Below are 24,201 nucleotides of genomic sequence, written 5' to 3'. Positions count from 1 at the left end.
TAGGGGATGAAAGAATTGAAAGACAATTGGAGAACATGGTTGTCCAGCTTGCTAGTCAGCAGCTTGCTCTTCACCAATGGCTGCACCGGCACATGCGGCAATGAATGACTCGAAGGATAGTAGGATGGGGGGGCATTCAGGAGGACAATGACAATTCGAAGGTATTGTACACGGATTTGTCAGGCCATTGGGCGCAGCAGACGGCACTAAAATGGAGCAAGCGCGGTGTTGTGCAAGGCAATGAGGCGCAATCCTTTGTCCCAAATCGAATGGTGACGCGAGCGGAGTGGGCAGCGCTGCTAGGACGCATGTTCCAGCCACAGCCAGGCAAGCAGCCGGGCTTTATCGATGTGGCAGAGAAGAAATGGTACACCCAAGATATAGCGGCAGTTGTCAACGCAGGCTATATGAAAGGGCATGGCACTAAGCAATTCAAACCGCAAGAGACATTAACGCGCCTAGAGGCGGCAGTGTCCTTGCAAACGATAATGAAGCTCGCATCCTCTGAGCGCAACTTGCCTTGGAAGGACAGTAAGCGGATCGCGACATGGGCGCAAGCGGCGGTTGCCGCGGTAACCGAACAAGGGCTGATGAAGGGATATGCAGATAGCTCCTTCCGCCCGAATCAAGGAATCACGCGATTCTGAAGCAATTACACTGCTCGATCGTGTCTTCGATGCTTATGGCACATGGATTGGTGCGGAAGGTGTACACGGTCCCACAACGGGAGAGCAGCAATTGAAAGGCACGGTTTTCATCAATGCGGCAGGAGTAACACTGCAAAACACCGTTATTGACGGGGACCTGATTATCGGCAAACAAGTTGGTGAAGGCGATGTTCATTTGAACAACGTGAAGGTCAAAGGAAATACATACGTATATGGCGGCGGGGATCATAACCCAGGGCTTGGCTTCAGGGCAATATCGCTTGGATCCGTTTGGCGGTAATGTTGTCGTGGTAGAAATTACGGATTAATAGCATTACGTTTTTTCCGTTCCCATTCTTTAATGAGTGATTCAGGATCGGAAACGGAAAGGTGCCGATTAGAGGAGAAAGCATTGCTTCATTCCACACAGTGGGTATAAAGCAATGCTTTCTTTTTTGTAATCGATAAGGATGTTGCGTTTATTGATCTTGTCCTGTGCTGGCCCCTAATCCTCACTGGGATCTTGGCCCACCATATGGCAGGCATGCCTTAAATACTAAAATACTTAGATACTTAAATGCCTGCCATATGAAGCACGTGCTTTAGCTTGTCGATGTTGACGATCAGATTATCAAAGCCAGCGAGCGGTTTTGGCGGCTGCTCGATATCACATAGAACCTCATAGTAATTCATCCCTGCATGATTGCTTATCTTCCAAAAGTATCCATCCATAACCGTTATCGGCGTCAGTTCGATCAATGTAGAGCCTGGATTACAAAACACGGTATTAATGCTTCCGCTTCCGAACGGCGAGACGATAACTTGCGCGGATGAATAGATTGCAATCTTCTCCGCCGTGGACAGCGGTGTAAGCACAATGCGGACAAAGCCCTTCTCGGCCAAAACCTGCATGACTTCCTCTTCATTGATGACGTGACGAGCGAATGCATCTTGGCGGCTGACATAGATTCGTTCATAGCCAGGACGGGGAGCGATGGAAGTATCTTTCAAACGGGTGAGAATAAATTGATTGGCCCAGCGTGGACACCCGCCAATAAGGAACGGGATGGCCGGCACGACCAGCTTGTTTGCGACCAAATGGAAATCGTTGCGGTCAACTTGAATTAATTTTTCCATCGGAAAGCCGATCATTTGCAGCGACTCATATTGGAAAGAATGCGTCAGTTGGCCAACCAAATACTTGTCGATAGCGATTCCGCTCTGCTCCAGCAAATGAATGCGAGGCAAATAATCAAAAAACCAATGCCCAAAAATAGCTTGGTGATATGCATAGCCGGGAATATTCCAGCCCCACATTAATGTGGCTACAGTTTCTGGCGTATATTGCGGCTCAGGAAGCTCATTGAACGGGTAAGGATAAGGGGGAAGTTCAACGTCTTGAAGCCGGAAATGGTCGGGGGTTACGACGTGACCGCTCCCTGTCATGACCCTTCCTCCCGGTATTACTGCCACGAATGCCTCATCAAAGTGACAGGTAGATCCCCATCGAGGCGTGTCCACTCCTTTGGGCGGGGCAGCATAATCGTTTCACTAGGATAAATCACACGATATCGTTCTTGAAATTGTTGAAGGTTAAGAGCGGTTCCGGCAGCCCAGTCTCGGGTTCGTTTATAAGTCTGATTCGGAAATATATTCATCACTCCAGCCCTCCTTTTGCAGATTGTTTCAGTTGCAATATGCCGTGAATAGACTCTATGAATAGAGTATGCAAAAGAACAAGGGGCAGCGAGGGCAGTTCCAAAGGGGAAGATGCACAATTTTCACATACATGTTCAACTTGGAATGATAAATACGCTGACAGGAAAAAGGATCTTACTTTTCCGGTACGGCGGCTTTTTTTGCTGATTTATGTTTCTGCTCGGTATGTCTTACCCAGCTCAGCACTCAATCCGAAGTAATGGCGGAAGTTATAAATCAGAGGACTCCATTTCCGAGGATCGATATGATTATCGTCGATGAGGATATGCTGGTGGGCATGCACATGAACAGCTTCCGTCTCGACAATGAAGTATGCTCGGGGATACGGATATGTCTCACCCGTGCTTCAATTTGAATCGGGCATTCCACAATGCGTGTAGGCTGTACGGCAAATGACTCAATCGGCGTCAGTTCACCTGCCTCGTATTTATCCTTATAATAAGAAAACCCTACCGGCAGCTTCCATTCAGGAACCTGCTGCTTTCCTGTATAAGGCGCCAGCTTTTCGACATTTCCCCACAAATCAGGACTTGGCACATTGATGACGCATTCTTGATGACGCTGTAGATTTTCAATTGCTTTGCTTTCTAGCCCGATTCCGAGCACAACGCATTTCCCTAACGCCCAAGAGGAGGACAGGGGGCTAATATTGACAGTTCCATCTTCATTTAAGGTGCTTAATAAAATAACGGGTGTTCCATAATAGAGGATTTTCGGTTGAATGTGTTTTATTGCGATTTTTTGTTTGCTCGTTTCCATAGGTTGATGCGGAAAGAATACTGGAGCTGGGCTGGATAAAGAGGCTGCCGGATACGAGGGCCATTCATATAACGGAGTCGGGGGCGGCAGGCTTGAAAGAAACGCTCGGAATCGACCTAACGATTCCTACAGAGTAATCTCAGGTTGACGTTTATATAGAAACGAGAAGGCGTAGGTTGATTCCTTTCGGATTCGGTCGGCGTTTAGATGTGTGTGACTCTCAAAGAAAACAGATGGAGTTGAGACGTGAACAGCTCTCCATACAGAGAAAACTTGCAGAAGAGGGAGATAGCTGAAGCTGCCATTGCTGAGCTTTTCATTACCATCATTACAGCCGTAAATTGTTGAGTTATACTTCTCTTTTTTCTTTGAACTAAAAAGCACCCCTTACACTTTATTGGATGAACACATAAGGTGCCCTGCCAATATTGCTGTAAGGGGTGCTCTTTCATTTACAATGTTGGGCCGATCTTATTTATGGTTATGCGTGCGAGCGTTCTTGCGCAATCATTTGGCGGAGCACCGTTTGCAGGATACCACCGTTATGATAGTAGTCTACATCAACCATGCTGTCGAGACGAACGGTAACCGGGAATTCGAATTGCGTTCCGTCTTCGCGTGTCGCCTGCACTTGCAGGGTTTGTCCCGGCTCTACGCTGTTGGACAAGCCAACGATGCTGAAGGTTTCTGTTCCCGTCAAGCCAAGTGTTTTCCAGCTGTTTCCGTCTTGGAATTGCAGCGGGAGCACGCCCATACCGACAAGGTTGGAACGGTGGATGCGTTCGAAGCTTTCCGCGATAACAGCTTTTGCGCCGAGCAAATAAGTGCCCTTAGCAGCCCAGTCACGGGAGCTTCCTGTACCATATTCCTTACCTGCAATAACGATCAGGTTCGTCCCTTCCGCTTGATACTTCATGGAAGCATCATAGATGGACATGACTTCATCCGTAGGCAAGTACTTCGTTACGCCGCCCTCTGTGCCTGGAGCAATCTGGTTGCGGATGCGGATATTCGCGAATGTACCGCGCATCATGACCTCGTGGTTGCCGCGGCGGGAACCGTACGAGTTGAAGTCTTGACGAGCAACACCGTTATCGATCAAGTATGTTCCTGCTGGGCTGTCTGCCTTAATATTGCCGGCTGGAGAAATATGGTCAGTTGTTACGGAATCGCCGAGCAGCGCCAATACCTTCGCGTCGCGGATATCTGCAATATCGTTCAATTCAGAACCGAGGTTCGAGAAGAACGGGGGATTCTGAATGTACGTGGACTTTTCATCCCACTCATACAATTCGCCTTCTGGAACTGGAATGGAGTTCCAGCGTTCGTTTTGCGTAAATACATTTTCGTATTTGGCACGGAACATATCTGGCGAAATCGCTTGGGCAACAGCTTCTTTAATTTCTTCAGATGTAGGCCAAATATCCTTTAAGAATACAGGCTCATTGTTGTTGTCGTAGCCGAGTGGCTCGCTCGCAAGGTCGATGTTGACTGTACCTGCGAGTGCATATGCCACAACGAGCGGAGGAGAAGCAAGGTAGTTCGCCTTTACCTGTGCATGGACACGGCCCTCGAAGTTGCGGTTACCGGACAAGACAGCTGCAACGGTCATATCTTCATCTGCGATCGCCTTGCTTACCTCGTCAGGAAGCGGACCAGAGTTACCGATACATGTAGCGCAACCGTAGCCAGCAACGTGGAAGCCAAGCGCTTCGAGCGGCTCGATCAAGCCGGATTTGTTCAAATATTCTGTAACGACCAGCGAACCAGGAGTCAAGCTGCTCTTCACGTAAGCTGGCTTCTTCAAGCCGCGCTCTACCGCCTTCTTCGCAACAAGTCCTGCGCCGATCATTACGCTAGGGTTGGAAGTATTCGTACAGCTGGTGATCGCCGCGATCACAACAGCACCTGTCTTCAGTTGTGTTGTCTCACCGTTCGGATGAGCAACAGTAACTTGCTGTTCGATTTTCTCGTCGCTGAGTCCATATCCGCCCTTATCAATCGGCGTACGCACGATATCAAGGAAGGATTGCTTCATGTTCGTCAGTTCCACACGATCCTGCGGGCGCTTTGGACCTGCTAAGCTTGGTACGATCGAGCCGAGATCCAATTCAATGACATCCGTGAACACCGGATCTTCTGTAGCCTCCGTGCGGAATAATCCTTGAGCTGTATAATACGCCTTAACGAGCTCGATTTGCTCTTCGGAGCGGCCAGTCAATCTCATGTAATTCAATGTCTCTTGGTCAACTGGGAAGAAGCCGATCGTTGCTCCGTATTCTGGAGCCATGTTCGCTACAGTTGCGCGGTCGGCCAAACTGATGTTTCCAAGGCCTGGGCCGAAGAATTCAACAAACTTGCCGACTACGCCCTTCTTGCGCAGCATTTGGGTAACCGTCAGCGCAAGGTCAGTCGCCGTAGCGCCTTCCGCCAAGCTGCCTGTCAGCTTGAAGCCGATTACCTCTGGCGTAACGAAGTAGAGCGGCTGTCCGAGCATGCCAGCTTCTGCCTCAATACCGCCGACACCCCAGCCTACAACGCCAAGACCGTTGATCATCGTCGTATGCGAGTCTGTGCCAACGAGCGAGTCAGGATATACTTCGGTAACGCCATCGACCTGCTTCGTAGCAGCTACGGAAGCCAAGTATTCTAAGTTAACTTGGTGAACGATACCTGTTGCAGGCGGTACTGCACGGAAGTTGTCGAACGCGGTTTGCGCCCAGCGAAGGAAGCGGTAGCGCTCTTCATTGCGCTCAAATTCCACGTTCATGTTATATTCGAGAGCATCCTTTGAGCCGAATGCATCAACCATGACAGAGTGGTCGATTACGAGATCAACCGGAACAAGCGGGTTAATTTGCTTCGGATCTCCACCGGCTTTTTTCACTGTATCCCGCATCGCTGCAAGATCGACAACGACTGGTACGCCCGTGAAGTCCTGAAGCACGATACGTGCTGGAATGAATGGAATCTCTTTATTCTCATCACGGCCATTTGCCCAATTGGCGATTTGGTTCACGTGATCCTTCGTAATGGCGCGGCCATCGAATTGGCGCAGGGCTGCTTCAAGCAGCACCTTGATCGAAAATGGAAGGCGGGAAATATCGTGGCCTTGCGCCTCGAACGCCTCCAAGCTGTAATAACGGTAGGAATGATTGCCGACGGTTAGCTCGCGTGCTGTAGAAAAAGCATCTGTTCTTGCCATAGAGAAACCTCCTTCTTGGTTCTGTGTTCTCTTGCTTGGTGATGCTGAATCAAAGTATGTTGGTAGGTATTACAGGTAGTTGTTTTCTTTCTGTTTCACCAGATGAAACATAATTTCATAATTGCTTCACATCTCCAGTATAGCGTGTTCCCGTATGAGCGTAAAGAGGTTTTTCTGCATAAAAATGCCTAAATGTACGTGCTCTTTGCTTCAAATATCCTCACGACATGAGCGATGTGATAGATGCATATAATGGTAGCAATATACCGCGGCTTTCAAGGACGGTTGTCCGCCGGAGGCGCGCCCGTACAAGGAGGCAGTAGCATGCGGCAAGATTGGAAGAATACGCTGTACCTATATGTAGATCAACATAATCGATCTGAAGTGGATGATCGGAATTACGCAGTTCAGGCTCCTATTGAAGATATGGATTATGTCATGAAGGCAAGCGAGCGGGCTAGAAGATTGAAATTGTGGTATCGCGAACGCGGAACGACACCGCTGAAAAGTGAGACGAAGGCGAAGATTGTGCGCAAGCATGAAGGCGACGGAGAGGTAGCTGTTGATTTAGAGTTTCATGTCCAGCGCGAATATGACCAGCAGGGCGTGACCTTATTCGATGAGCGAATCGATATCGAGCGGTTAATTTTGAACCGTGACGGTGACAGGTGGATTATTACTCGTATAGAAACACCGGCCTATGAGCGTCATGGCAATCAAGTAGAAGGCGAACTAGTAGAGACGAGAAGTTACGCCGAAAAGCAGAGCCGCTCTGTACCTTTATTAAATCGTGATGTGTTAGGTAATATGCGGCCTCAGAAATCAGTTCCGTATCGCCGGGAGAAGGCTGTACAATATGCAGAGCAGTGGTGGAATGAGCCCAATCCCCGTTTTCTGTCGTTTGAGGTCGATTGCACCAATTATGTCTCCCAATGTCTCTTTGCAGGGGGAGTGCCTATGAACTATACTGGTAGAAGAGAAGCGGGCTGGTGGTATAAAGGGATGGTCAACGGTCAAGAAGGTTGGAGCTATAGCTGGGCAGTTGCAAACAGCCTGGAGCGTTTGCTTGCGAATAGTGGAACTGGTTTGCGGGCGGAACTGGTTGAACAGCCAACAGAGCTGCAGCTCGGCGATATTATCGCATATGACTGGGATGGCAACGGCCATTACCAACATACAACGATCGTTACCGCATTTGATGTGAACGGCATGCCGCTCATCAATGCACATACGACAAATAGCCGCCACCGTTATTGGGACTATCAGGATTCTTACGCGTGGACAGAGGCGACGCAATATCGCTTCCTTCATATTGTCGATGCCTTATAAAAGGACAATGAAGACAGCGTAGGGGGACAACAGGCGCTTGATGCGCTGACGGAGGGAATTATGGGACAACAGCAGAAGATGCGCGTCGGCTTGGTGTACGGCGGCAAATCAGGAGAACACGAAGTATCATTATCGACGGCATTTGCCGTTATGGGAGCAATGGATTACGAGAAATATGAAATTATTCCTTTCTATATTACGAAGGTAGGGGAATGGCGCATAGGAGAAGTGCGCCATCAACCGTTTAGCGATAAATCGGAACTTACATTAGAAGAGGCTGCTGGGCACACGAAGGATGCAATGGAAATGCTGTTCGCTCGAGTGGATCGCAATGGGATAGCGGAGCAGCGAATCGACGTCATGTTCCCGCTGATTCACGGAACGAATGGAGAGGATGGCACGATCCAAGGTTTGTTTGAAATGGCAAACGTACCTTATGTCGGCGCAGGCGTACTGGCATCATCTGTTGGTATGGATAAGGCCGTGATGAAGCAGGTATTTGCGCATGCGGGCTTGCCTCAGTGCAAATATGTCCATTTCATTCGCAGTGAATGGAAGAATCATCAGACTGATGTTATGGCTAATATTGAAGCAGAGCTTGGCTTCCCATGCTTCATTAAGCCAGCTAACCTGGGCTCGTCGGTAGGCATTTCGAAGGCGCGCAATGATGTGGAGCTGCAACAAGCGATTGAGGTTGCGCTCCGTTATGACCGCAAGGTTATTGTAGAGGAGTTCGTAGATGCTCGCGAAGTAGAAGTAAGCGTGCTTGGCAATGACGAAGCAGACGCATCCGTGCCAGGGGAAATTGTGTCCTCGGGTGAGTTCTACGATTACAAGGCAAAGTATCTCGACGGCAAATCTCAAATTGTCATTCCTGCGCCGCTGGACGAAGAGCTGTTGGATCGCCTTCGCGAGATGGCAGTTACCGCATTCCGTGCGATAGATGGCTCCGGCTTGTCTCGCGTAGACTTCTTTGTACGCCGTTCAGATATGCAGGTGTTCATCAATGAAGTAAATACAATGCCAGGCTTTACGCCGTTCAGCATGTATCCGCTCATGTGGAAGGAAACAGGGCTTGCGTACGGTGCGCTGCTGGATCGCTTGATTCAACTGGCGCTTGAACGCTATGAGGTAAAGCAGCAGCTTTATTTTGAGAACGTGTAAGCATACGGCACTTATGTAACATATTTATAGGAAGATACGAATGGGCTGTCTTGTAAGTAGAGAATCTACTTGCTGGGCGGGCCCATTTTTTATGATAGGAAGTATGGATATCTTATGGTTGGAAATGGAAATCAGAGAATTACAGAAATAGGAACCGAAAGTTGGATCTGCTATATCTATTATTTTGCTCGAAAGTAAAAGAGATCGCAGGTATTTATGTCAGCATCTAATTCGGACCGCTTATAAAGAAAGTATAAAATCCGAAAGAATGCGCACAGAGACAACTATAATGTAGACAAGGAGCGAGGGACACATGAAAGCGAACATATTACTTGTCGAAGATGATAGAGAAATCGCGAGAATTGTTGGAGATCATTTGCGCCGGGAAGGGTTCAAAGTTACTTGGTCTTCCACAGGACTGGAGGGCTGGGAGGACTTTCGCAGCGGTGCGTATGACATGGCTATCGTTGACTTGATGTTGCCGGAGATGGATGGGTTCACATTATGTAAAAATATCCGGCTGTCGAGCGACGCTCCGCTTCTTATATTAAGTGCCCGGCTTGAGGATGAGGTAAAGGTGCAGGGCTTGAAGCTCGGAGCAGATGATTACGTAACAAAACCGTTCAGCCTGTCCGAACTTACGGCTAGAATTGATTCGCACCTGCGAAGATTCAAACGGTACGCGGATGGGTCTGAGGTCTCAACGAACAGATTGTCCTTCGAAGGCGGACTCGCCATTGATGAAGAGCAGCAACTCGCTAGCGTGGGAGGTCAGCCCATCGCCTTAACAGTCAAGGAATGGGCGCTTCTAGTACTTCTTGCTCATCATCCACAGCGCGCCTTTACGAAGAAGGAATTGTATGAACATGTATGGAAGCAGGCAGATGCGGAAGGCAACAATACCGTGTCCGTTCATATTAAGAGCCTGCGCACGAAGCTCGGGGATGACGTGCGCAATCCCACATATATACAGACGGTATGGGGAACGGGCTATCGATTCATTGGTGAGCGGTGCACATGAAAATTACTCATTGGCTGATGATCACCTGTCTTGTCGTTATGATTTTGCCCCTTGTGGCATTCGCTGCTTTATTTGGGCTGCTGCAGTCCTATGATGAGACGAAGGGACTAGCCGAATATATGGATGTGATGAAGCGCCTAAGTGAAGTAGAGCAGGTGATAGAATCACCTTCGCTGTATCACATCCAGCCGCAGGATAAGTTCCTAACGGTCAGTAGAGCCGCAAGCCACTCGCTTAAGATCACGCTGTATCGAGCAGATGGTGTTCAAGTATTCACTTCAATGGAGAACAGGCTGCTTCCTTCTATATACCGTGTTAATCCGGAGCAGTTGTACGAGAACCTGTACAAGCTGGAGCAAAGCCATGATACGTATATGGTGAAAAAGCCGGTGTTCGAGAAAGGAACCCTCATTGGGTTCTATGAAATCACGATGGTGCGCGAACAGTGGCTTAATGCCTTCCAGTACCGCACGTATACCGTCATCGGCTGTGCCGTGCTGTTCTTTATTGCCCTGTATGGCGGTGCGCTCGTGGTTATTCAGCGAAAGCTGAATCAGCCGATGAAGCAACTGATGCGGCAAATGACAGCCTTTGCCCGCAATGAACCGGTTCCCGATATGGGCCGCACTACAAAGGACGAAATGGGGGCCTTGATCGCACATTTTCACGGCATGAAGGAGCAGATTGAGCAGGCCAGAGGGCAAATTGCTGCGGAACAGCGGGAGCGGGACTATATGATCGCATCGTTGTCCCATGACTTGAAGACGCCGCTTACCTCGATTCGAGCGTATGCAGAATCGTTGCAGCAGGACAAGCAGGTAACGGAGGAAGAGAAGCGGGAATACTTCGACATTATGTTCGACAAAATCGGCTACATGCAACAGATGCTGGACGATTTGGCAACCTACACAGCGCTTCGTACTTCAGAGAGAGGAAATGAGCAGGAGCGTGTTTTCGTCGATGGAGAAGAACTGTTCGATATGCTGTTTTCGGGTTATGATGCGATATGCGCGCAGCGCAGCATTCATCTTGAAGTGAGCAATGAGGTGTCGGGTGTCTACCCGTTCCATGCGAAGCAGATGGTGCGGCTGACAGATAACCTGATGGGCAATGCCATACGTTATACACCGTGCGAACAGAGGATTTGGCTGGGGGCCTTTTCAGAGAATCAGGCATTGCCGGAATGGTTGTTCCCGGAATTTGCAGACAGTGTACAAGCTTGGCGAGGAAATTCATTAGTGCTGCTCGTTCAGAATGAAGGGGAGCCGATCGCGCCGCAGGATTTGGAGAAGCTGTTCCAGCCATTTTACCAGGCTGACAGGGCAAGGACAAAATCTCATACTGGGGGATCATCGGGGCTCGGACTTAGTATCGCAAGCATGATTGCAGAGCGGCATGGCGGGTGCATTGGCGTTTGGTCGGCCGCACCGCATGGCACGTTGTTAGCATGTCGATTTTCGTCCGAACGGGAATCAGAAATAGAGGAAGGATGAAGCAGATGTTCCGAATAACAGGAAGCTTATTGCTGGCAAGCAGCTTGATCTTTACCGGATGTGCCGATAGTGCGAAATGGAGCGGAGAGCAGCTCGTTAGCCAGGCGCTGGAAGCAGGAAAAAGAGAACTATCGTACTATGCGGAAGGGGTCATGGTCACGTACGAGAACGGGAAGGAAACAGAGCGTTATGCGATTAAGGAGTGGTCGGATGCAGAGACGAAGAAAAACGAGAAGAAGTAATCAAGGATAACGAACGGGCTGTATCTGTGAGTGACGGCAAGCTGATTACGGTATGGGATGAGCACAATCAGCAGGCGTTCAAAATGGAAGTAGGCGACGGGATGCGGCCGATGTCACAGCGGGAGCAGTTGAAAAGTATGCTGGAGCATTTAAACAAATCATATCATATTGAATCGATGGGGAAAGAGAAAGTCGGCGAGCATCAAACGGTTCATATTAAGGCTGCATCCAAGAAGAAGGATGCCCTGCTGAAGCAAATGGAGTTATGGGTCGATCAGTCTTCTTGGATGGTGATAAAGAGCAAAATCGATAGCGGTGCGGTCAAATCCATGTTCGAATATACGAAGCTGGATATGGCGCCGAAGTTTACGGCAGGTACGTTCCAGTTGAGCATACCGAAAGACATTCCGGTACGTGATATTAATGAGCTGAATCCGGTGAAGCTGGTATCCTTGGAAGAAGCGAAGCAAGCGGCAGGAGCCCCATTTCTACAAATAAAAGATAAGGAATTTTCATTAAAGAAGACGGAGTTGACGCAGTTGGAGGGAGAAATGAAGCGCACGGAAATCTCCTTGGAGTATGACAAAAACAATGTGTCTTATATAAATGAAAGTCTGTTCAAAACGCCTGCCGACTCCAAAAGGGATCGAGGGACGGCAGTTGAGGTACGCGGTACGACGGGATGGTATTGGGATGAAATACACTCGCTAACTTGGGATGAAGGCGGCTTCCGATATACATTAATTCCTACAAATCCGGATGTGGGACAAGAAGAGTTGATCAAGATTGCAGAGGGTATGAGCAAATAAGTTTCCTGCTGGTGAAGGGGATGGATATGGATATGGATATGGACATCAAGCTACGGCACAGGCTGCATCCTGATTATAAGAAAGCATCTCGAATTGCAGGTGTAATTGCCCACGTCATACTGGCTGCGATTATTGCTGCATATGCCATAATTGCTTCTATACAGGGCTGGATATTGTATCCTGCATGGATTGCAGCAGGCTTATGGGGATTATCATTCGTTTGGTTCGTATGGATTGAGCCGTCATTAACCTATCGTTATTTTGCATTTGAAGTGTTTGAGGAAGAATTGCATATTCAGTCAGGGGTCATTTATTTGAAACATACGATTGTACCTATGAATCGGGTACAGCATGTGGAGACAGAACGCGGCCCACTACTCCGCAAGTTTGGACTGTCGCAGGTATCTGTTGTGACGGCAGCCACTACGCATCATATTCTTGCAGTGCAGGAGGAGGAGGCCCAGTGGTTGAAAGCAAGAATCGCACAGTTGGCGAAGGTGGATGACCATGAAGAATAAGGAGATGCGCCTTCATCCGCTGCACATGGGATTTTCGATTCTACAGGTAGCCAAGGCCATATGGCCTTTCCTCATTCTCTACGCATGGAAGGCTAAGGATCATTTGTGGATACAGATGCTTTTTGCTGCCATTGTTGTCTATGCGCTCATAGATGCGGTGCTGGATTGGAGAAGGTTTACCTTCCGCTTTGAGGAAGATAAGCTCGTCATCAATAAAGGAATTTTTGTTCGGGAAGAAAAAACGATTTTTTATCGGCGCATTCACTCGGTACGCTTGGAGCAGTCCTTCCTGCAGCGCTTAAGCCGTACGGCTCAACTAAAGATCGAAACGCCTGGCGGAGAGGCGGATGGAGACGGCGTGCTGCCTACATTGTCGCTTGCACATGCTGAGGAGCTGCGTACAGTCTTGATGCTGCGCAAGCAAGGAACCGAGCATATCGGCCTGGAACGCGGCGATGTACCTACAACTATGACGATAGCGGAAGCCGTTGATTCGCGGTCTAGTAACAATGTCCGTGCGACAGCGGGCGTGGATCAGATGGATCAGGACAGGCAGACGAAGGGCACGGGCTTCTCGGCACGGGACATAAGGCTGGGGATAGGAACGTTATTCCTCTCTTCGGCGACAACGATCCATCTGGGCATGCTGCTTGCCTTCTATGTGGCGATTACGAATTTCGCAGATGATTTGTTGAAGTTGATTTTGCCCGAAGGACTTCTCAAAAAAATTATGGATCAGGTCATGTCCTTGCTTCCAAGTCACCTGACTTACATTGTGCTCGGAGTTGGGGGCTTTATCCTTGCCTGGTTCATCTCAACACTGCTTTTCGTTGCGAAATACTACCGCTTTACGGCAGTTGTACAGGGAGAGGAAATCGTCATTTCCTATGGGCTGTTCGAAAAAAAGGTGAACGCCTTTAAACCAGGACGTGTACAAGAGATTATCGTGAAAGAGGGCATGCTTCGGCAACTGCTCGGTTATGCGCAGGTGGAGGTAGGAGTTCTGTCGGCGGACAAGAAGGAATCGCTGTTGCTTCATCCGCTTGTGCGAGTTCGGGATATCCCGGACTTAGTAGCTCATTTTGTACCCCAAGTCAATATGGATCAGAATACAGTGCAGCATCGGCCTCCTGGACGGTCTTGGTGGTACTATGTTCGCATGGAACTGCTGCTCTTCTTCATTGCTTATGGCCTGCTCTATTGGTGGCAGGGGACGATGGCCCATTGGCTGTGGCTCCTGATGCCGATATTGCTTGGAATGGGGACACTGCGACTAAAGGACGCGGGAATGGGGATTCAGGACAAGCAGCTCATGATTCGTACTCGCGCGATCGCGAGAAAGTCGCATTACATGCTGAGACCGCATATCGTATCTATCTCGGCGAAGGACAATTATTTTCAGCGGCAGCGGTGCATCCGCTCTCTGCGGGTTACGATTATGAGCGGGCATTCCTATACCGCGAATTGTTTTTCAGAACAGGACGTTGCGCGCGTATGGCTGTGGTACAGCCGGAAAAAGGGTGAATAAAACAGGAGGATCTGTCCTCCTGTTTTTTTGTGTGCACCAAATGGCTGTGGTACAGATGGACGGATCTTTACGAAAAGGGGTGACCAAAGTCCGAGAGAAATACATATTATTGGTAAAATGGTTACAAAAACGAAACTTTTTTGCTTTTGCAGCGTCTAATGATGACAAATGAAGTCGATTTACAAATTCTCCAAACGATCCATTTATCATATCGAGAAAGGAGGGGATAAATCGCTTTACAATAGGCTTTTTCACTACTTCAACGCTGCAATTAATCATGGAAAATCAGGGTCCTAGTTTTCAAAACGCGACTAAATAACCATGTTATTCCAGAAAAAACTTGGTTAGATAGTAGATAAGGTTGCGGACAACACTCGCAGAGAGGGTGAACAGGCGAATATTCATGAACCGTAGACAAAAACGAAATCTAATAATAGGCATACTGATGCCGATTGTGATCATACTTGCAGGCGGATTGTATTGGATGCCGGAATTGCTGTCTTCCAAGCCTGTTGCCTATGCTGGTGAGGATGGCATCAAGCTGAAATTCAAGACGGAAGGCGACCGCATTCTGGAATACAAAGAAGGCGGCTTTGAGCCGATCTTTGCCAAGGGAGTCAACTTAGGCGCAACATTGCCAGGTTACTTCCCCGGGGAATTCCCGATTCAAGAGGAGGATTATCTGCGCTGGTTCCAACAAATACATGATATGGGCGCGAATGTGATTCGGGTATACACGGTGCATAATCCGGTATTCTACGAAGCGCTTGTAAAGTTTAACCGCGATAAGGCGGAGCGCCCGCTCTATTTTATTCAAGGCATATGGTCACCTGAAGAAGAGCTTATCGAATCTCAGGATGCTTATTTGCCGAACATCAAGGATAAGTTCAAGCGTGAAATCGAAAAGGTCGTTCGCGCCGTATACGGAGATGTCACGCTCCCCGACAATGCCGGGACAGCGAAGGGCAAGTACCGAACAAATGCAGGAGACTACTTGATGGCTTGGCATATCGGCACAGAGTGGGATCCTGTGATGGTTGATCAGACGAATAAGAAGCATAACAAAGTGGAGGCCTATACCGGCGCTCATTTTAGCGCCACAAGGCAAGCGAGTCCATTCGAGAGTTGGCTCGCCGAAATGCTTGATTACACTGCCGCGGTGGAGAACGAATATGGTTGGCATCATCCGATGACATTCACGAATTGGGTGACGACGGATGTGCTAAAGCATCCGGGAGAGCCCTTGTTTCAGGAAGATATGGTAAGTGTCGATGCAAGACATATTCAGCCGAAGGCTTGGAATGCGGGATATTTTGCTGCCTATCACGTCTATCCGTATTACCCGGACTTCTTCCACTTGGATGCTTCATTGCAGACGATACGCGATAAGCAGGGACAGTTCAATACGTATAAGGCTTATTTGCGCAAGCTGAAGGCGGAGTTCAAGGACTTGCCAGTCATGATAACGGAATATGGCGTACCGTCTTCGATTGGAATCTCCCATTTAGGCATGGGTGGGCGCAATCAAGGCGGCCATGATGAGCGGGAACAAGGGCGTATCGATGCTTCGCTCACGCAGGATATTTATGATGAGCATTATGCGGGAGCCATATTGTTCATGTGGCAGGACGAGTGGTTTAAGAAGACATGGAATACGATGAAAATCGAAGTTCCAGCTGATCGCAGGCCATACTGGCTCAACGTATTGACGAATGAGAAAATGTTCGGGCTACTAGGAATGTATCCGAGCAAGGAAGACGCCATTGTTATTGATGGCGACGCGAAGGATTGGGATGCAATTCCTGACGAAGAGAAGATGCTGCTGAAGCCAGATTTGCCGGGTGTCCAGGAGATGTGGGCGACCCATGACGAAGGCTATGTATATACGATGCTTAAGTTGGATAAGCCGTTCGATCCAGAGAAGCAGACCTTGTACATCGGAGCGCATACGCAGACTGGCGGCAATCGCTCGATGAAGGAGCTTCCTGGCTTGAAGCTGGATGAAGGGCTGGAAACGCTGACCGTTATCGGTAAAAATAGCGAGGTGCGCATCGCTTCAAATTATGACTTTAACAACCGTTTATATGGCCCTTCCGGCTATTGGATGGTTGAACCGAAGCCGGAGGAAATGAAGGATAACTCAGGACTGTTCAATCCATGGAAGCTGGCCGTCAGTTTGAAAATGGAGCCGCCGGATACGAGATCTGCCCATCCATTCCAGGATATCGTCGTAGGCAAGCTGATAAGAGGGACGAACGATCCGAACAGTAAGTCATACAATTCGTTAGCAACTTGGAATGCGAAGGATAACATCGTCGAAATTCGAATCCCGTGGATGCTGCTTGGCTTCGCCGACCCAAGTACGAAACAAGTGATTTCTTACGGGAAAGTAGAGCGTAAGCGCGATCTGTCAACGATACAGACAGAAGGCATTCGATTTTTGCCTTGGGTAGTCGACAAAGAAACGAAATCCATGGCTGGGGCACAGACACGTGCACTGAAGAACTATTCCTTACACAATATCCAAGTTTACACATGGAAACAGTGGGATAAAGTTGGTTACACTGAACGCTTGAAGCAAAGTTATTACGACATGAAGGAAATATTTCATCGTCTTCCATGACATAAGCGGCCATATGTAGGCTGCACACGATTTCCTAATGATGTTCTGAGTTCCATGCAGCTTGCAAGGCCAACAGGGAGCTTTAGGACTGTCATTTTCGTGAAACAAAGGAGGCACACGTTACATGTATACCAAGTTGGACTTTGCTGTATCTTTCATCTACGTTTGCCTTGGCCTTATTAGTGTCGGCGTATTCATACTGCTCATCATGAAAGCTAGGAATATACGTCTAATGCAGCAACAGGACGCGATTATGAAGAAATTCAAACCCTATTTCATTTATTTGCAGCGCCATATTGGGGACGAAGGCTCCTTCCAGCCGCCGAAGGGGGCGGTAACTCAATTGGAGGCTAGGGTCATCCAGGACAAACTGATGGAATGGATAGAGAGATTCCGTGGAAAGCAGCGGGAAAAGCTGACGAGGCTGTGTGAGGATATGGGGCTCGTTCAAGCAGATTTGAAGAAACTGAACAGTATGTTCTACGCGAAGCAAATGCAAGCAGCCTTCCGCTTGGGAGGCATGAGATCGCCCCAAGCGGTACCACAGCTGCTGGAACTGCTAAGACAAGAGAAGGCGGCTGAACTGGTGCGTGTCATTGCCCGGGCGATAGCCAAATGTGCGGACGATGCAACTTCCTTGGAAGTGATGCTGCGTGAGCTTGCGGGTCGCGAGCAGCATAATGAGCTGTTTGCCGCTGAAATATTAGAGGAATCATCTATAGATGTTACTCCGCTTCTTGTCAAATGCTTAGGTGATAACAATAATTGTTTGGTCAAAACGGTTCTGCTTGCATTGCGCGGGCATGCGGGACCGGAGCTTTCACCGGCGCTGCTCAAGCTTGCGGACAACAAAGATAAGGATATTCGTTCCTTGGCAATTAAACTGCTCGTTCGCACTGGCAGCGTACTGACGAAAGATAGATTATGCAGTTGGTTCAAGGATCCGGAATGGGAGGTTCGGGCGGCGGTTGCGGAGTCGCTCGGTACATACCACCATGTTGTTAGTATTGTCATTTTGAAGGAAGCGTTGACCGACACCAACTGGTGGGTTCGTTACTACAGTTCGAAGAGCTTAGCTACGATGGGGGATGAGGGCTTCCGGGCATTGTGTGAGGCGGCGCTCGAAAAAGACGACCCTTACAAATCGGATATGGCCAAAGACCGCATCCACGAGGAGCTGCTGCGCGAGCACTATTTTGCCAAGCGACGCAAGCAGAAGGCGAGCCAAGCGACAAAGCGGATGCTGTATGAACAGTATTTCGGCAAGGCAGCGGCCGCACCGATATTCCGAAGTGTAGGAGGCGATTATTCTGCTTAGAGATTTGCTTCTGATATATGGTCTGTTCGCCATGTATTATGTCATCGTCGTTAATAGTATTTATTTCGGCATTATGCTGTTCTCTTTTAAAAATATATTCTCGATCGTTCGCAGGAAGCGCTACGCACTAAGCGGAACGATAGCGGGATCGGAGCATGTTCCTCCTGTTTCGCTGCTCGTGCCTGCCTATAATGAAGAGCTGACTATTATTGAAAATGTGAAGTCATTAATGACACTTAATTATCCGACATACGAGGTCATTGTCATTAATGACGGCTCCAATGATGAGACCTTGAACGTGCTGATTGAAGAGTTTGGCTTATATCGGATGGATAACCTGTCTATTCGGTACGCCGTGAACTGCACGAAGATTAACGCGGTTTATCATAATCCGGAATATCCGTTCCTGTACGTCATTGATAAGGCGAATGGGGGCAAAGCGGATTCCTTGAATGCAGGGATTAACTTCTCGCATTATCCGCTTATTTCTTCAATTGATGCGGATTCGCTGTTGGAGAAAGATTCTTTGATTCAAATGACGACCATGTATATGTCCGATCCGGAACAATATGTAGCGATTGGGGGCAATGTGCGCATTGCCAACGGATGCACGATCGAAAATGGAACGGTGAAGGAAGTTCGTTTGCCGAAGAAATGGTGGCCAATGTTTCAAACGCTGGAGTATTTGAAGGCGTTCCTTGGGGGGCGGATCGGCTGGAGTGCGCTCAATGGACTCATTATTGTATCGGGGGCATTCGGGCTGTTCCGCAAGGATTACGTAATCAAGGTTGGCGGGTACCGAGATGGGTATCCCGGCGAGGACATGAACATCATTATCAAGCTTCACCGCTATATGCTGGAAAATAAATTGCCTTATAAAATTGCCTTCTGTCCGGAGGCAGTCTGCTGGACCCAAGCGCCCGATACGTATCATATCCTATCAAACCAGCGGAAGCGTTGGGGTCGAGGCAATTTGAAGAACATGATCGAAAACTATGATATGACGTTTAGGCCGAAATATAAGGTATTTGGACTTCTGTCGATGCCATACACGATTATTTTTGAAGCGCTCAATCCTTATTTTAAAGTGACGGGATTGATGTCCCTGATCGGTTATGCGCTGTATGACATGACCCATTGGGAAATTGTCTTGATATTTATGCTAATAAACTTCTTATCAGGTTTACTGTTAGCTGTAGGCTCACTTCTGTTGGAGGAGATTGCGTTCAAGCGATATCCGCGCATCAGTGATCTCGTGCGTATGCTTGTGTTCAGCGTGCTGATGTTCTTCGGATACCGGCAGCTCGGCAGCCTGTGGCGCATTCAAGGACATATTCAATTTTTCCAGAAGAACAATTCTTGGGGCGCCATGACGCGCCAAAGCTGGAAGGAAGAAGGAGAACAAAAGAAAACCGCCTAACAGGCGATGGGAAAGGTGGAAACGGCACATGCTGCAATTGGTGGAACGAAATGCGGAATTTGGATTTGTACCGACATTTAAGCAAACCGTAAATCATCTGGTGATGAGCTATCCCGGACATGACGTAGGCATTATTTTCATCCATGCGAATCCGCTCGGCAAGACGTGGGAGAAGGAGCTCCGCTCTGCGCTGGAGAGAGAGCAGATCCCATTCGAGCTAATGATTGCCGATGCCCAGCAAGTCATTGCTGTAATGCTGCCGCGCGCGACGCTGGATCAGACCCACTACTATGCGCTTGTACTGAAGAGCATGGTAGAAGAGCAATTGGCAGGAACGCCAATTGTATGTGCGGTTGCAGCAGTGGCGGATTCTCAGGAGGCAGACCTCATTATTCTTGGTCGCTGGAATGAGTGGCCGGCTACAGACTCCTCCCATATTCGGATTCTCCATGATCAACTTGAACTCGAAGCTGCGAAGCGGATTCTGGTCGTGGATCATGATGCTAGTGTAAGAGAGTTTTTGAATATATGGCTGACGATGCAGGGCTACGAGGTGCACGAGGCAGAGGATGCTTTGACGGCGTTGAATCTCATTGATGGAGGGCAATTCGATTTAATCTTAACGGAGTTGAATTTATATGGAATAAACGGTCTGCCGTTCATTTCGCACATTCAGAAGATGAATTTGGAGAAGCAGCCGAAGATCGTGATTTTGTCCGAACAGCGGGTAGGGAAGACGATTGATTATTGCTTCGAGCAGGGCGTCAGCGATTATATTACAAAACCATTTTCGCCGGTAGAACTTGATGAACGGCTTAGCCGCTGTTTGTCATAACTATATACAATTAACTAGTGGATGGAAGGGTGAACAACTGTGAACATGTATGCTGCAAATTTACAACACGCAATTGAACACAAAACTTCTGTAGTCGGAGTCATCGGGTTAGGCTATGTCGGCCTGCCACTTGCCATTGAAATGTGCAAGCAGGGCTTCCAGGTTGTCGGAATTGACGTTGATTCACGCAAGATTGAGAGTATCCATAACGGACATTCCTATATTAAGGATATAAGCGATGACACGTTGACACAGTGCATGAACACAGGTCGATTGTTCGTTACGAGCGACTTCAGTCATATTCAGTTGCTGAATGCAGTCAGTATTTGTGTGCCGACACCGCTTAGTGAGAATCAAGATCCGGACACCTCCTATATTACACGCGTTGTGGAACAAATTAAGAAATATATGCGGAAGGGCCTGCTGATCACACTGGAAAGTACAACGTATCCAGGCACGACAGAGGAGCTGATTCAACATGAAATCGAAGCCTCTTTAGGATACCGGACAGGAGAGGACTTCTTCCTCTGCTTCTCTCCGGAGCGTGTGGATCCGTCCAACCCGAAATTTAATACGTTTAACACGCCGAAGGTAATTGGCGGAACAACGCCAGTATGCCTCAAGCTGGGAACTGCACTGTATGGAAATATTGTGGAAAGTGTTGTACCCGTATCCTCAACGAAGGTGGCGGAAATGTCAAAGCTGTTGGAAAATACATTCCGCAGCGTAAATATTGCCTTCATTAACGAGATGGCGATGATGTGCGATCGGATGTGCATCGACATTTGGGAGGTGATCGACGCTGCAGCAACGAAGCCGTTCGGCTTTATGCCGTTCTATCCAGGACCGGGTATTGGAGGCCACTGCATTCCGCTTGATCCGATGTATTTATCCTGGAAGGCGAAGGGGTATCGTTTCTACAGCAAGTTTATCGATATCGCTCAGGCAACCAATGCCAATATGCCGTACCATGTGATGGAGAAAACATCGCGTATTTTGAATCAAAGCTCGAAGTCGATTAAAAATTCGAAAATTTTAATTTTGGGCATGGCCTATAAGCCGAATATTGACGATTTGCGCGAATCCCCGGGGCTTGAAATCTATGAGCTGTTTAAGGCGAGCGGCGCCAAGGTCGATTATTATGATCCGCATGCGACACACTTCAAGGACAAGGCCGGCAAGACGGTGAATACGATCGATTATGATTTGCCGACGTTCCAAACATATGACTGCATGGTGCTGATTACGAACCATCAATCGTTCGATTACAAACAGCTCGCGGATTTGAATATTCCGATTCTGGATACGCGCAATGCGTTCAAAGGTATTCAACGCCCGAACATTCATAAGCTTGGGCATACAGAGCAGGAGATTGTAAGAGAGCAGGAGATTGTTAGAGAAGTAGAAGAGGCAGCGGCTTTTGTCTAAAACAGACAAAAAATCGTTTCGCGCACAAGCAGAACGTAAGCTGAGTATTCCGCGCCAAGCGTTCCGTTCACGGAGGATGCTGATCGCACTGCTGCTATGCTGTTGTGTGGGAATACTAATCCTTTTAACGTTTCGATCCTCTGAAGCGGGGAAAACGAAGGCAACATGGCTTTGGGACACAGAGTGGATACGTGATTCAGGGGAGGAAATCGTCTCATTCTGCCGCTCGAATCATGTGAATCTGATCTATTTGCAAACTAGTTCCACTGTAGGCTCGGATACGTATCGTTCGTTCATTCGCAAGGCGCATGAAGCCGGAATTGACGTTCATGCATTGAACGGTGCGCCGGAATGGGCGAAGGAACGGCATGAAGAAGAAGGGGAATCTTTCATTCAGTGGGTAAATGATTACAACCGGCAGGTTGCGGCAGAGGAGCGTTTTGCCGGCATTCACCTGGACGTAGAGCCGTATTTGCTGCCAGAGTGGAAGCAAGATGAAGCACGCATCGTCCGAAGCTGGATCGACAACATGGAGACGTGGCTGCAGGAGGGGAGAAGGGCTGGTCTGTACATGGCCGCTGATGTACCTTTCTGGCTGCCTCGTGTGGACATGCCGACTGGGAACGGCAAGGTAAGCAGTTGGATGCTGGACCAGTTCGACTCCTTGACGATTATGGCGTACCGGGACAACTCCGATTCAATCTATGATTCGGCCAAAAAGCTGCTCTCACAGGCGGACGAGCTTGGCAAGCCGATTATTATTGGTCTTGAACTGGGCAAGACCAATGAAGGAGGCTACTTGTCCTTCCACGGCAAGCCGCTGGACTATTTCGAGGAGCAACTGCGCGATGTGAAGGAACTGGGCGCAAGCCACTCCTCCTTCGCAGGAGCAGCGGTTCATCATTTGCGCGTGTGGTATGACCGAGTGAAGTAAAGAGCTGCTCGCGATTCAATAAACGGCAGTAAAACCTTCATATTATCGAAAACGTAACGAGCCTGTGGATCTGCATCCACAGGCTCGTACCGTCTCGTTACTGTGTAAGGTAAAAAGGTTGTAACGTCTACTTCACCATCGTCTCCATCGAACCGTGTATCGCGTGCTCCCCACCCACCAGATACACTGCGTTTTTGTCAGCATCCAATGCAGCTCTCAGCTTCGTTGCAACTACCTTTCCGTCCTTTTTGTCCGTATAGTCATTGTGGAAGCGGTACTCTTTCAGTCTGTTATCCCACTCCACTTCACATCCGCTAATATCGACACCCAGCACCTTTTGGGCCAGTGGAGCAATCACTTCTTTTGCAACTTTTGCCGTAATCTCCTTGTCGGTCGTTACCTTTTCCTTTAGACGCGATTTGTGAATGACTTCTATCGCCTTTCCTGACTTTGTGTCTATTTCAACGTAAATACCGTCACCTTGCAATACCCACTTCGGTATGGCCAGCACTTTTTATAGTCATAATTACCATGTCTGAGTGTTGCCTCCGTCACTTCTTTCAATTCATGATTGAAGGCTGTTTTCACGATTTCTGCTGCTGCTTTTGTCCATTTTGGATCAAGTTTTTTGGCATCAACTGTAATCGAGTACCCATTGAGTTGATCATTTGCTTTAGATCCAGCACCTGGTTTATAGAGCGAGATATAAAAGTCTTCCTCTGTGAAAACATATCTCGTATCTACAAATTTAGCCTGCTTGTCATCATATCGTCGTTGCATTTCCACTTCATTACTCAACACATAGGTTTTGTTTGGATACAGCTCTTTTAATCTTTGAAGGACTTTATTCCGATCCTCCTTACTGACTTCATCGATCGAGATTTTTGCAAAACCCCACCATATTCCACCTGTTTTCGGATTAAAGTCAATTGAATATTTGTCATCCACAGATCGGATTGTTGCACTCCCACCCGAACCGGAGTAGCTCTCGCCAACATCCTGCATCTTGACCTCTTTGCCTGCCAATTCCTTCATTGCTTTTTTCAGCTTGTCGGCCATCTTCTTGTCGATTTGAACTTTCACCTTCTCCGGTTGCTTCCGTTCCTGTGCAGCCGCGGCTTCGACAGGAATCGATCCTCCCAATGCGGCTAGCATGCCGGATACGACCAATGTTGCGATGATAGCTTTTTTCATAAACATGATCATCCT

21 protein-coding genes and 1 pseudogene are annotated in these 24,201 nt (G+C 48.4%); 16 read left to right on the top strand and 6 right to left on the bottom strand.

What is annotated here, in order from left to right:
• The first annotated feature begins 104 nt into the window (after positions 1 to 104).
• Both PAV_RS02560 and PAV_RS02555 read left to right on the top strand, forming a co-directional pair.
• Positions 105 to 647: an S-layer homology domain-containing protein gene (locus PAV_RS02560; RefSeq protein WP_005543304.1), complete on the top strand. Its 543-nt coding sequence runs from the start codon at positions 105 to 107 to the stop codon at positions 645 to 647.
• Positions 601 to 948 (top strand): hypothetical protein, encoded by a 348-nt coding sequence (locus tag PAV_RS02555; RefSeq protein ID WP_005543303.1) that lies wholly within the window; start codon positions 601 to 603, stop codon positions 946 to 948. Before PAV_RS02560 ends, PAV_RS02555 begins: the two co-directional genes overlap by 47 nt.
• A 272-nt stretch (positions 949 to 1,220) precedes the next feature.
• Here the strand turns inward: PAV_RS02555 and PAV_RS02550 are convergent, their stop codons facing one another.
• The 4 genes and pseudogenes from PAV_RS02550 to acnA all read right to left on the bottom strand — a co-directional run bounded on the left by PAV_RS02550 (position 1,221) and on the right by acnA (position 6,330).
• Positions 1,221 to 2,093, bottom strand: a complete 873-nt coding sequence (locus tag PAV_RS02550) for a glycosyltransferase family 61 protein (RefSeq protein ID WP_005543302.1) — start codon at positions 2,091 to 2,093, stop codon at positions 1,221 to 1,223.
• A 17-nt stretch (positions 2,094 to 2,110) separates the two neighbouring features.
• Positions 2,111 to 2,305: a hypothetical protein gene (locus tag PAV_RS37120; protein ID WP_005543301.1), complete on the bottom strand. Its 195-nt coding sequence runs from the start codon at positions 2,303 to 2,305 to the stop codon at positions 2,111 to 2,113.
• 209 nt (positions 2,306 to 2,514) lie between these two features.
• Positions 2,515 to 3,125: pseudogene (locus PAV_RS02545) on the bottom strand (flavin reductase family protein).
• Between the two features lie 481 nt (positions 3,126 to 3,606).
• Positions 3,607 to 6,330, bottom strand: coding sequence for an aconitate hydratase AcnA (gene acnA, locus PAV_RS02540; RefSeq protein WP_005543299.1), 2,724 nt, complete (start codon positions 6,328 to 6,330; stop codon positions 3,607 to 3,609).
• 324 nt (positions 6,331 to 6,654) lie between these two features.
• On the opposite strand from acnA, the gene PAV_RS02535 reads away from it, so the two are divergent.
• From PAV_RS02535 to PAV_RS02470, 14 genes are all read left to right on the top strand, one after another.
• Positions 6,655 to 7,659, top strand: a complete 1,005-nt coding sequence (locus PAV_RS02535) for an amidase domain-containing protein (protein ID WP_005543298.1) — start codon at positions 6,655 to 6,657, stop codon at positions 7,657 to 7,659.
• Positions 7,660 to 7,719: 60 nt separating this feature from the next.
• On the top strand, positions 7,720 to 8,823 hold the full coding sequence (locus tag PAV_RS02530; RefSeq protein WP_005543297.1) for a D-alanine--D-alanine ligase: 1,104 nt from the start codon (positions 7,720 to 7,722) through the stop codon (positions 8,821 to 8,823).
• A gap of 313 nt (positions 8,824 to 9,136) precedes the next feature.
• Complete coding sequence (locus PAV_RS02525; RefSeq protein ID WP_005543296.1) at positions 9,137 to 9,844, top strand: response regulator transcription factor; 708 nt, start codon at positions 9,137 to 9,139, stop codon at positions 9,842 to 9,844.
• Positions 9,841 to 11,337 carry a HAMP domain-containing sensor histidine kinase gene (locus PAV_RS02520; protein WP_005543295.1) on the top strand — a complete coding sequence of 499 codons (1,497 nt, stop codon included), beginning with the start codon at positions 9,841 to 9,843 and terminating at the stop codon, positions 11,335 to 11,337. Before PAV_RS02525 ends, PAV_RS02520 begins: the two co-directional genes overlap by 4 nt.
• A gap of 5 nt (positions 11,338 to 11,342) precedes the next feature.
• Positions 11,343 to 11,579, top strand: a complete 237-nt coding sequence (locus PAV_RS02515) for a hypothetical protein (protein ID WP_005543294.1) — start codon at positions 11,343 to 11,345, stop codon at positions 11,577 to 11,579.
• A complete protein-coding gene (locus PAV_RS02510; protein WP_005543293.1) occupies positions 11,540 to 12,388 on the top strand; it encodes a LolA family protein in 849 nt (282 codons plus the stop codon). Before PAV_RS02515 ends, PAV_RS02510 begins: the two co-directional genes overlap by 40 nt.
• A gap of 32 nt (positions 12,389 to 12,420) precedes the next feature.
• Positions 12,421 to 12,906, top strand: coding sequence for a PH domain-containing protein (locus PAV_RS02505; RefSeq protein ID WP_040735244.1), 486 nt, complete (start codon positions 12,421 to 12,423; stop codon positions 12,904 to 12,906).
• Complete coding sequence (locus PAV_RS02500) at positions 12,896 to 14,434, top strand: PH domain-containing protein (RefSeq protein WP_005543291.1); 1,539 nt, start codon at positions 12,896 to 12,898, stop codon at positions 14,432 to 14,434. Before PAV_RS02505 ends, PAV_RS02500 begins: the two co-directional genes overlap by 11 nt.
• Before the next feature lie 403 nt (positions 14,435 to 14,837).
• A complete protein-coding gene (locus PAV_RS02495) occupies positions 14,838 to 17,057 on the top strand; it encodes a hypothetical protein (RefSeq protein ID WP_040734891.1) in 2,220 nt (739 codons plus the stop codon).
• Positions 17,058 to 17,181: 124 nt separating this feature from the next.
• Positions 17,182 to 18,375, top strand: coding sequence for a HEAT repeat domain-containing protein (locus tag PAV_RS02490; protein WP_005543288.1), 1,194 nt, complete (start codon positions 17,182 to 17,184; stop codon positions 18,373 to 18,375).
• Between the two features lie 31 nt (positions 18,376 to 18,406).
• On the top strand, positions 18,407 to 19,795 hold the full coding sequence (locus PAV_RS02485; protein WP_005543287.1) for a glycosyltransferase family 2 protein: 1,389 nt from the start codon (positions 18,407 to 18,409) through the stop codon (positions 19,793 to 19,795).
• A 28-nt stretch (positions 19,796 to 19,823) separates the two neighbouring features.
• Positions 19,824 to 20,630 (top strand): response regulator, encoded by an 807-nt coding sequence (locus PAV_RS02480; RefSeq protein WP_005543286.1) that lies wholly within the window; start codon positions 19,824 to 19,826, stop codon positions 20,628 to 20,630.
• Positions 20,631 to 20,669: 39 nt separating this feature from the next.
• On the top strand, positions 20,670 to 22,058 hold the full coding sequence (locus PAV_RS02475) for a nucleotide sugar dehydrogenase (RefSeq protein ID WP_005543285.1): 1,389 nt from the start codon (positions 20,670 to 20,672) through the stop codon (positions 22,056 to 22,058).
• Entirely contained in the window at positions 22,051 to 22,992 is a 942-nt protein-coding gene (locus PAV_RS02470; RefSeq protein WP_005543284.1) for a hypothetical protein, read from the top strand. The genes PAV_RS02475 and PAV_RS02470 overlap by 8 nt, the downstream gene beginning before the upstream one ends.
• Before the next feature lie 127 nt (positions 22,993 to 23,119).
• Here the strand turns inward: PAV_RS02470 and PAV_RS32090 are convergent, their stop codons facing one another.
• Both PAV_RS32090 and PAV_RS02465 read right to left on the bottom strand, forming a co-directional pair.
• Positions 23,120 to 23,503 (bottom strand): hypothetical protein, encoded by a 384-nt coding sequence (locus PAV_RS32090; RefSeq protein WP_005543283.1) that lies wholly within the window; start codon positions 23,501 to 23,503, stop codon positions 23,120 to 23,122.
• Positions 23,449 to 24,192: a hypothetical protein gene (locus PAV_RS02465; protein ID WP_005543282.1), complete on the bottom strand. Its 744-nt coding sequence runs from the start codon at positions 24,190 to 24,192 to the stop codon at positions 23,449 to 23,451. The genes PAV_RS32090 and PAV_RS02465 overlap by 55 nt, the downstream gene beginning before the upstream one ends.
• Positions 24,193 to 24,201 lie beyond the last annotated feature (9 nt).

The organism is Paenibacillus alvei DSM 29, assembly GCF_000293805.1.
Taxonomy (GTDB): domain Bacteria; phylum Bacillota; class Bacilli; order Paenibacillales; family Paenibacillaceae; genus Paenibacillus_B; species Paenibacillus_B alvei.
Note: the sequence above shows the minus strand (reverse complement) of the source record. Positions and strands in the feature narration are given on the sequence as shown.

What these genes read in the sequence shown, in the direction of transcription:
- PAV_RS02560 (WP_005543304.1), top strand. Translation starts at nt 105, where the DNA reads ATGACTCGAAGGATAGTAGGATGGGGGGGCATTCAGGAGGACAATGAC.
- PAV_RS02555 (WP_005543303.1), top strand. Translation starts at nt 601, where the DNA reads ATGCAGATAGCTCCTTCCGCCCGAATCAAGGAATCACGCGATTCTGAA.
- PAV_RS02550 (WP_005543302.1), bottom strand. Translation starts at nt 2,093, where the DNA reads ATGACAGGGAGCGGTCACGTCGTAACCCCCGACCATTTCCGGCTTCAA.
- PAV_RS37120 (WP_005543301.1), bottom strand. Translation starts at nt 2,305, where the DNA reads ATGAATATATTTCCGAATCAGACTTATAAACGAACCCGAGACTGGGCT.
- acnA (WP_005543299.1), bottom strand. Translation starts at nt 6,330, where the DNA reads ATGGCAAGAACAGATGCTTTTTCTACAGCACGCGAGCTAACCGTCGGC.
- PAV_RS02535 (WP_005543298.1), top strand. Translation starts at nt 6,655, where the DNA reads ATGCGGCAAGATTGGAAGAATACGCTGTACCTATATGTAGATCAACAT.
- PAV_RS02530 (WP_005543297.1), top strand. Translation starts at nt 7,720, where the DNA reads ATGGGACAACAGCAGAAGATGCGCGTCGGCTTGGTGTACGGCGGCAAA.
- PAV_RS02525 (WP_005543296.1), top strand. Translation starts at nt 9,137, where the DNA reads ATGAAAGCGAACATATTACTTGTCGAAGATGATAGAGAAATCGCGAGA.
- PAV_RS02520 (WP_005543295.1), top strand. Translation starts at nt 9,841, where the DNA reads ATGAAAATTACTCATTGGCTGATGATCACCTGTCTTGTCGTTATGATT.
- PAV_RS02515 (WP_005543294.1), top strand. Translation starts at nt 11,343, where the DNA reads ATGTTCCGAATAACAGGAAGCTTATTGCTGGCAAGCAGCTTGATCTTT.
- PAV_RS02505 (WP_040735244.1), top strand. Translation starts at nt 12,421, where the DNA reads ATGGATATGGACATCAAGCTACGGCACAGGCTGCATCCTGATTATAAG.
- PAV_RS02500 (WP_005543291.1), top strand. Translation starts at nt 12,896, where the DNA reads ATGAAGAATAAGGAGATGCGCCTTCATCCGCTGCACATGGGATTTTCG.
- PAV_RS02495 (WP_040734891.1), top strand. Translation starts at nt 14,838, where the DNA reads ATGAACCGTAGACAAAAACGAAATCTAATAATAGGCATACTGATGCCG.
- PAV_RS02490 (WP_005543288.1), top strand. Translation starts at nt 17,182, where the DNA reads ATGTATACCAAGTTGGACTTTGCTGTATCTTTCATCTACGTTTGCCTT.
- PAV_RS02485 (WP_005543287.1), top strand. Translation starts at nt 18,407, where the DNA reads ATGTATTATGTCATCGTCGTTAATAGTATTTATTTCGGCATTATGCTG.
- PAV_RS02480 (WP_005543286.1), top strand. Translation starts at nt 19,824, where the DNA reads ATGCTGCAATTGGTGGAACGAAATGCGGAATTTGGATTTGTACCGACA.
- PAV_RS02465 (WP_005543282.1), bottom strand. Translation starts at nt 24,192, where the DNA reads ATGTTTATGAAAAAAGCTATCATCGCAACATTGGTCGTATCCGGCATG.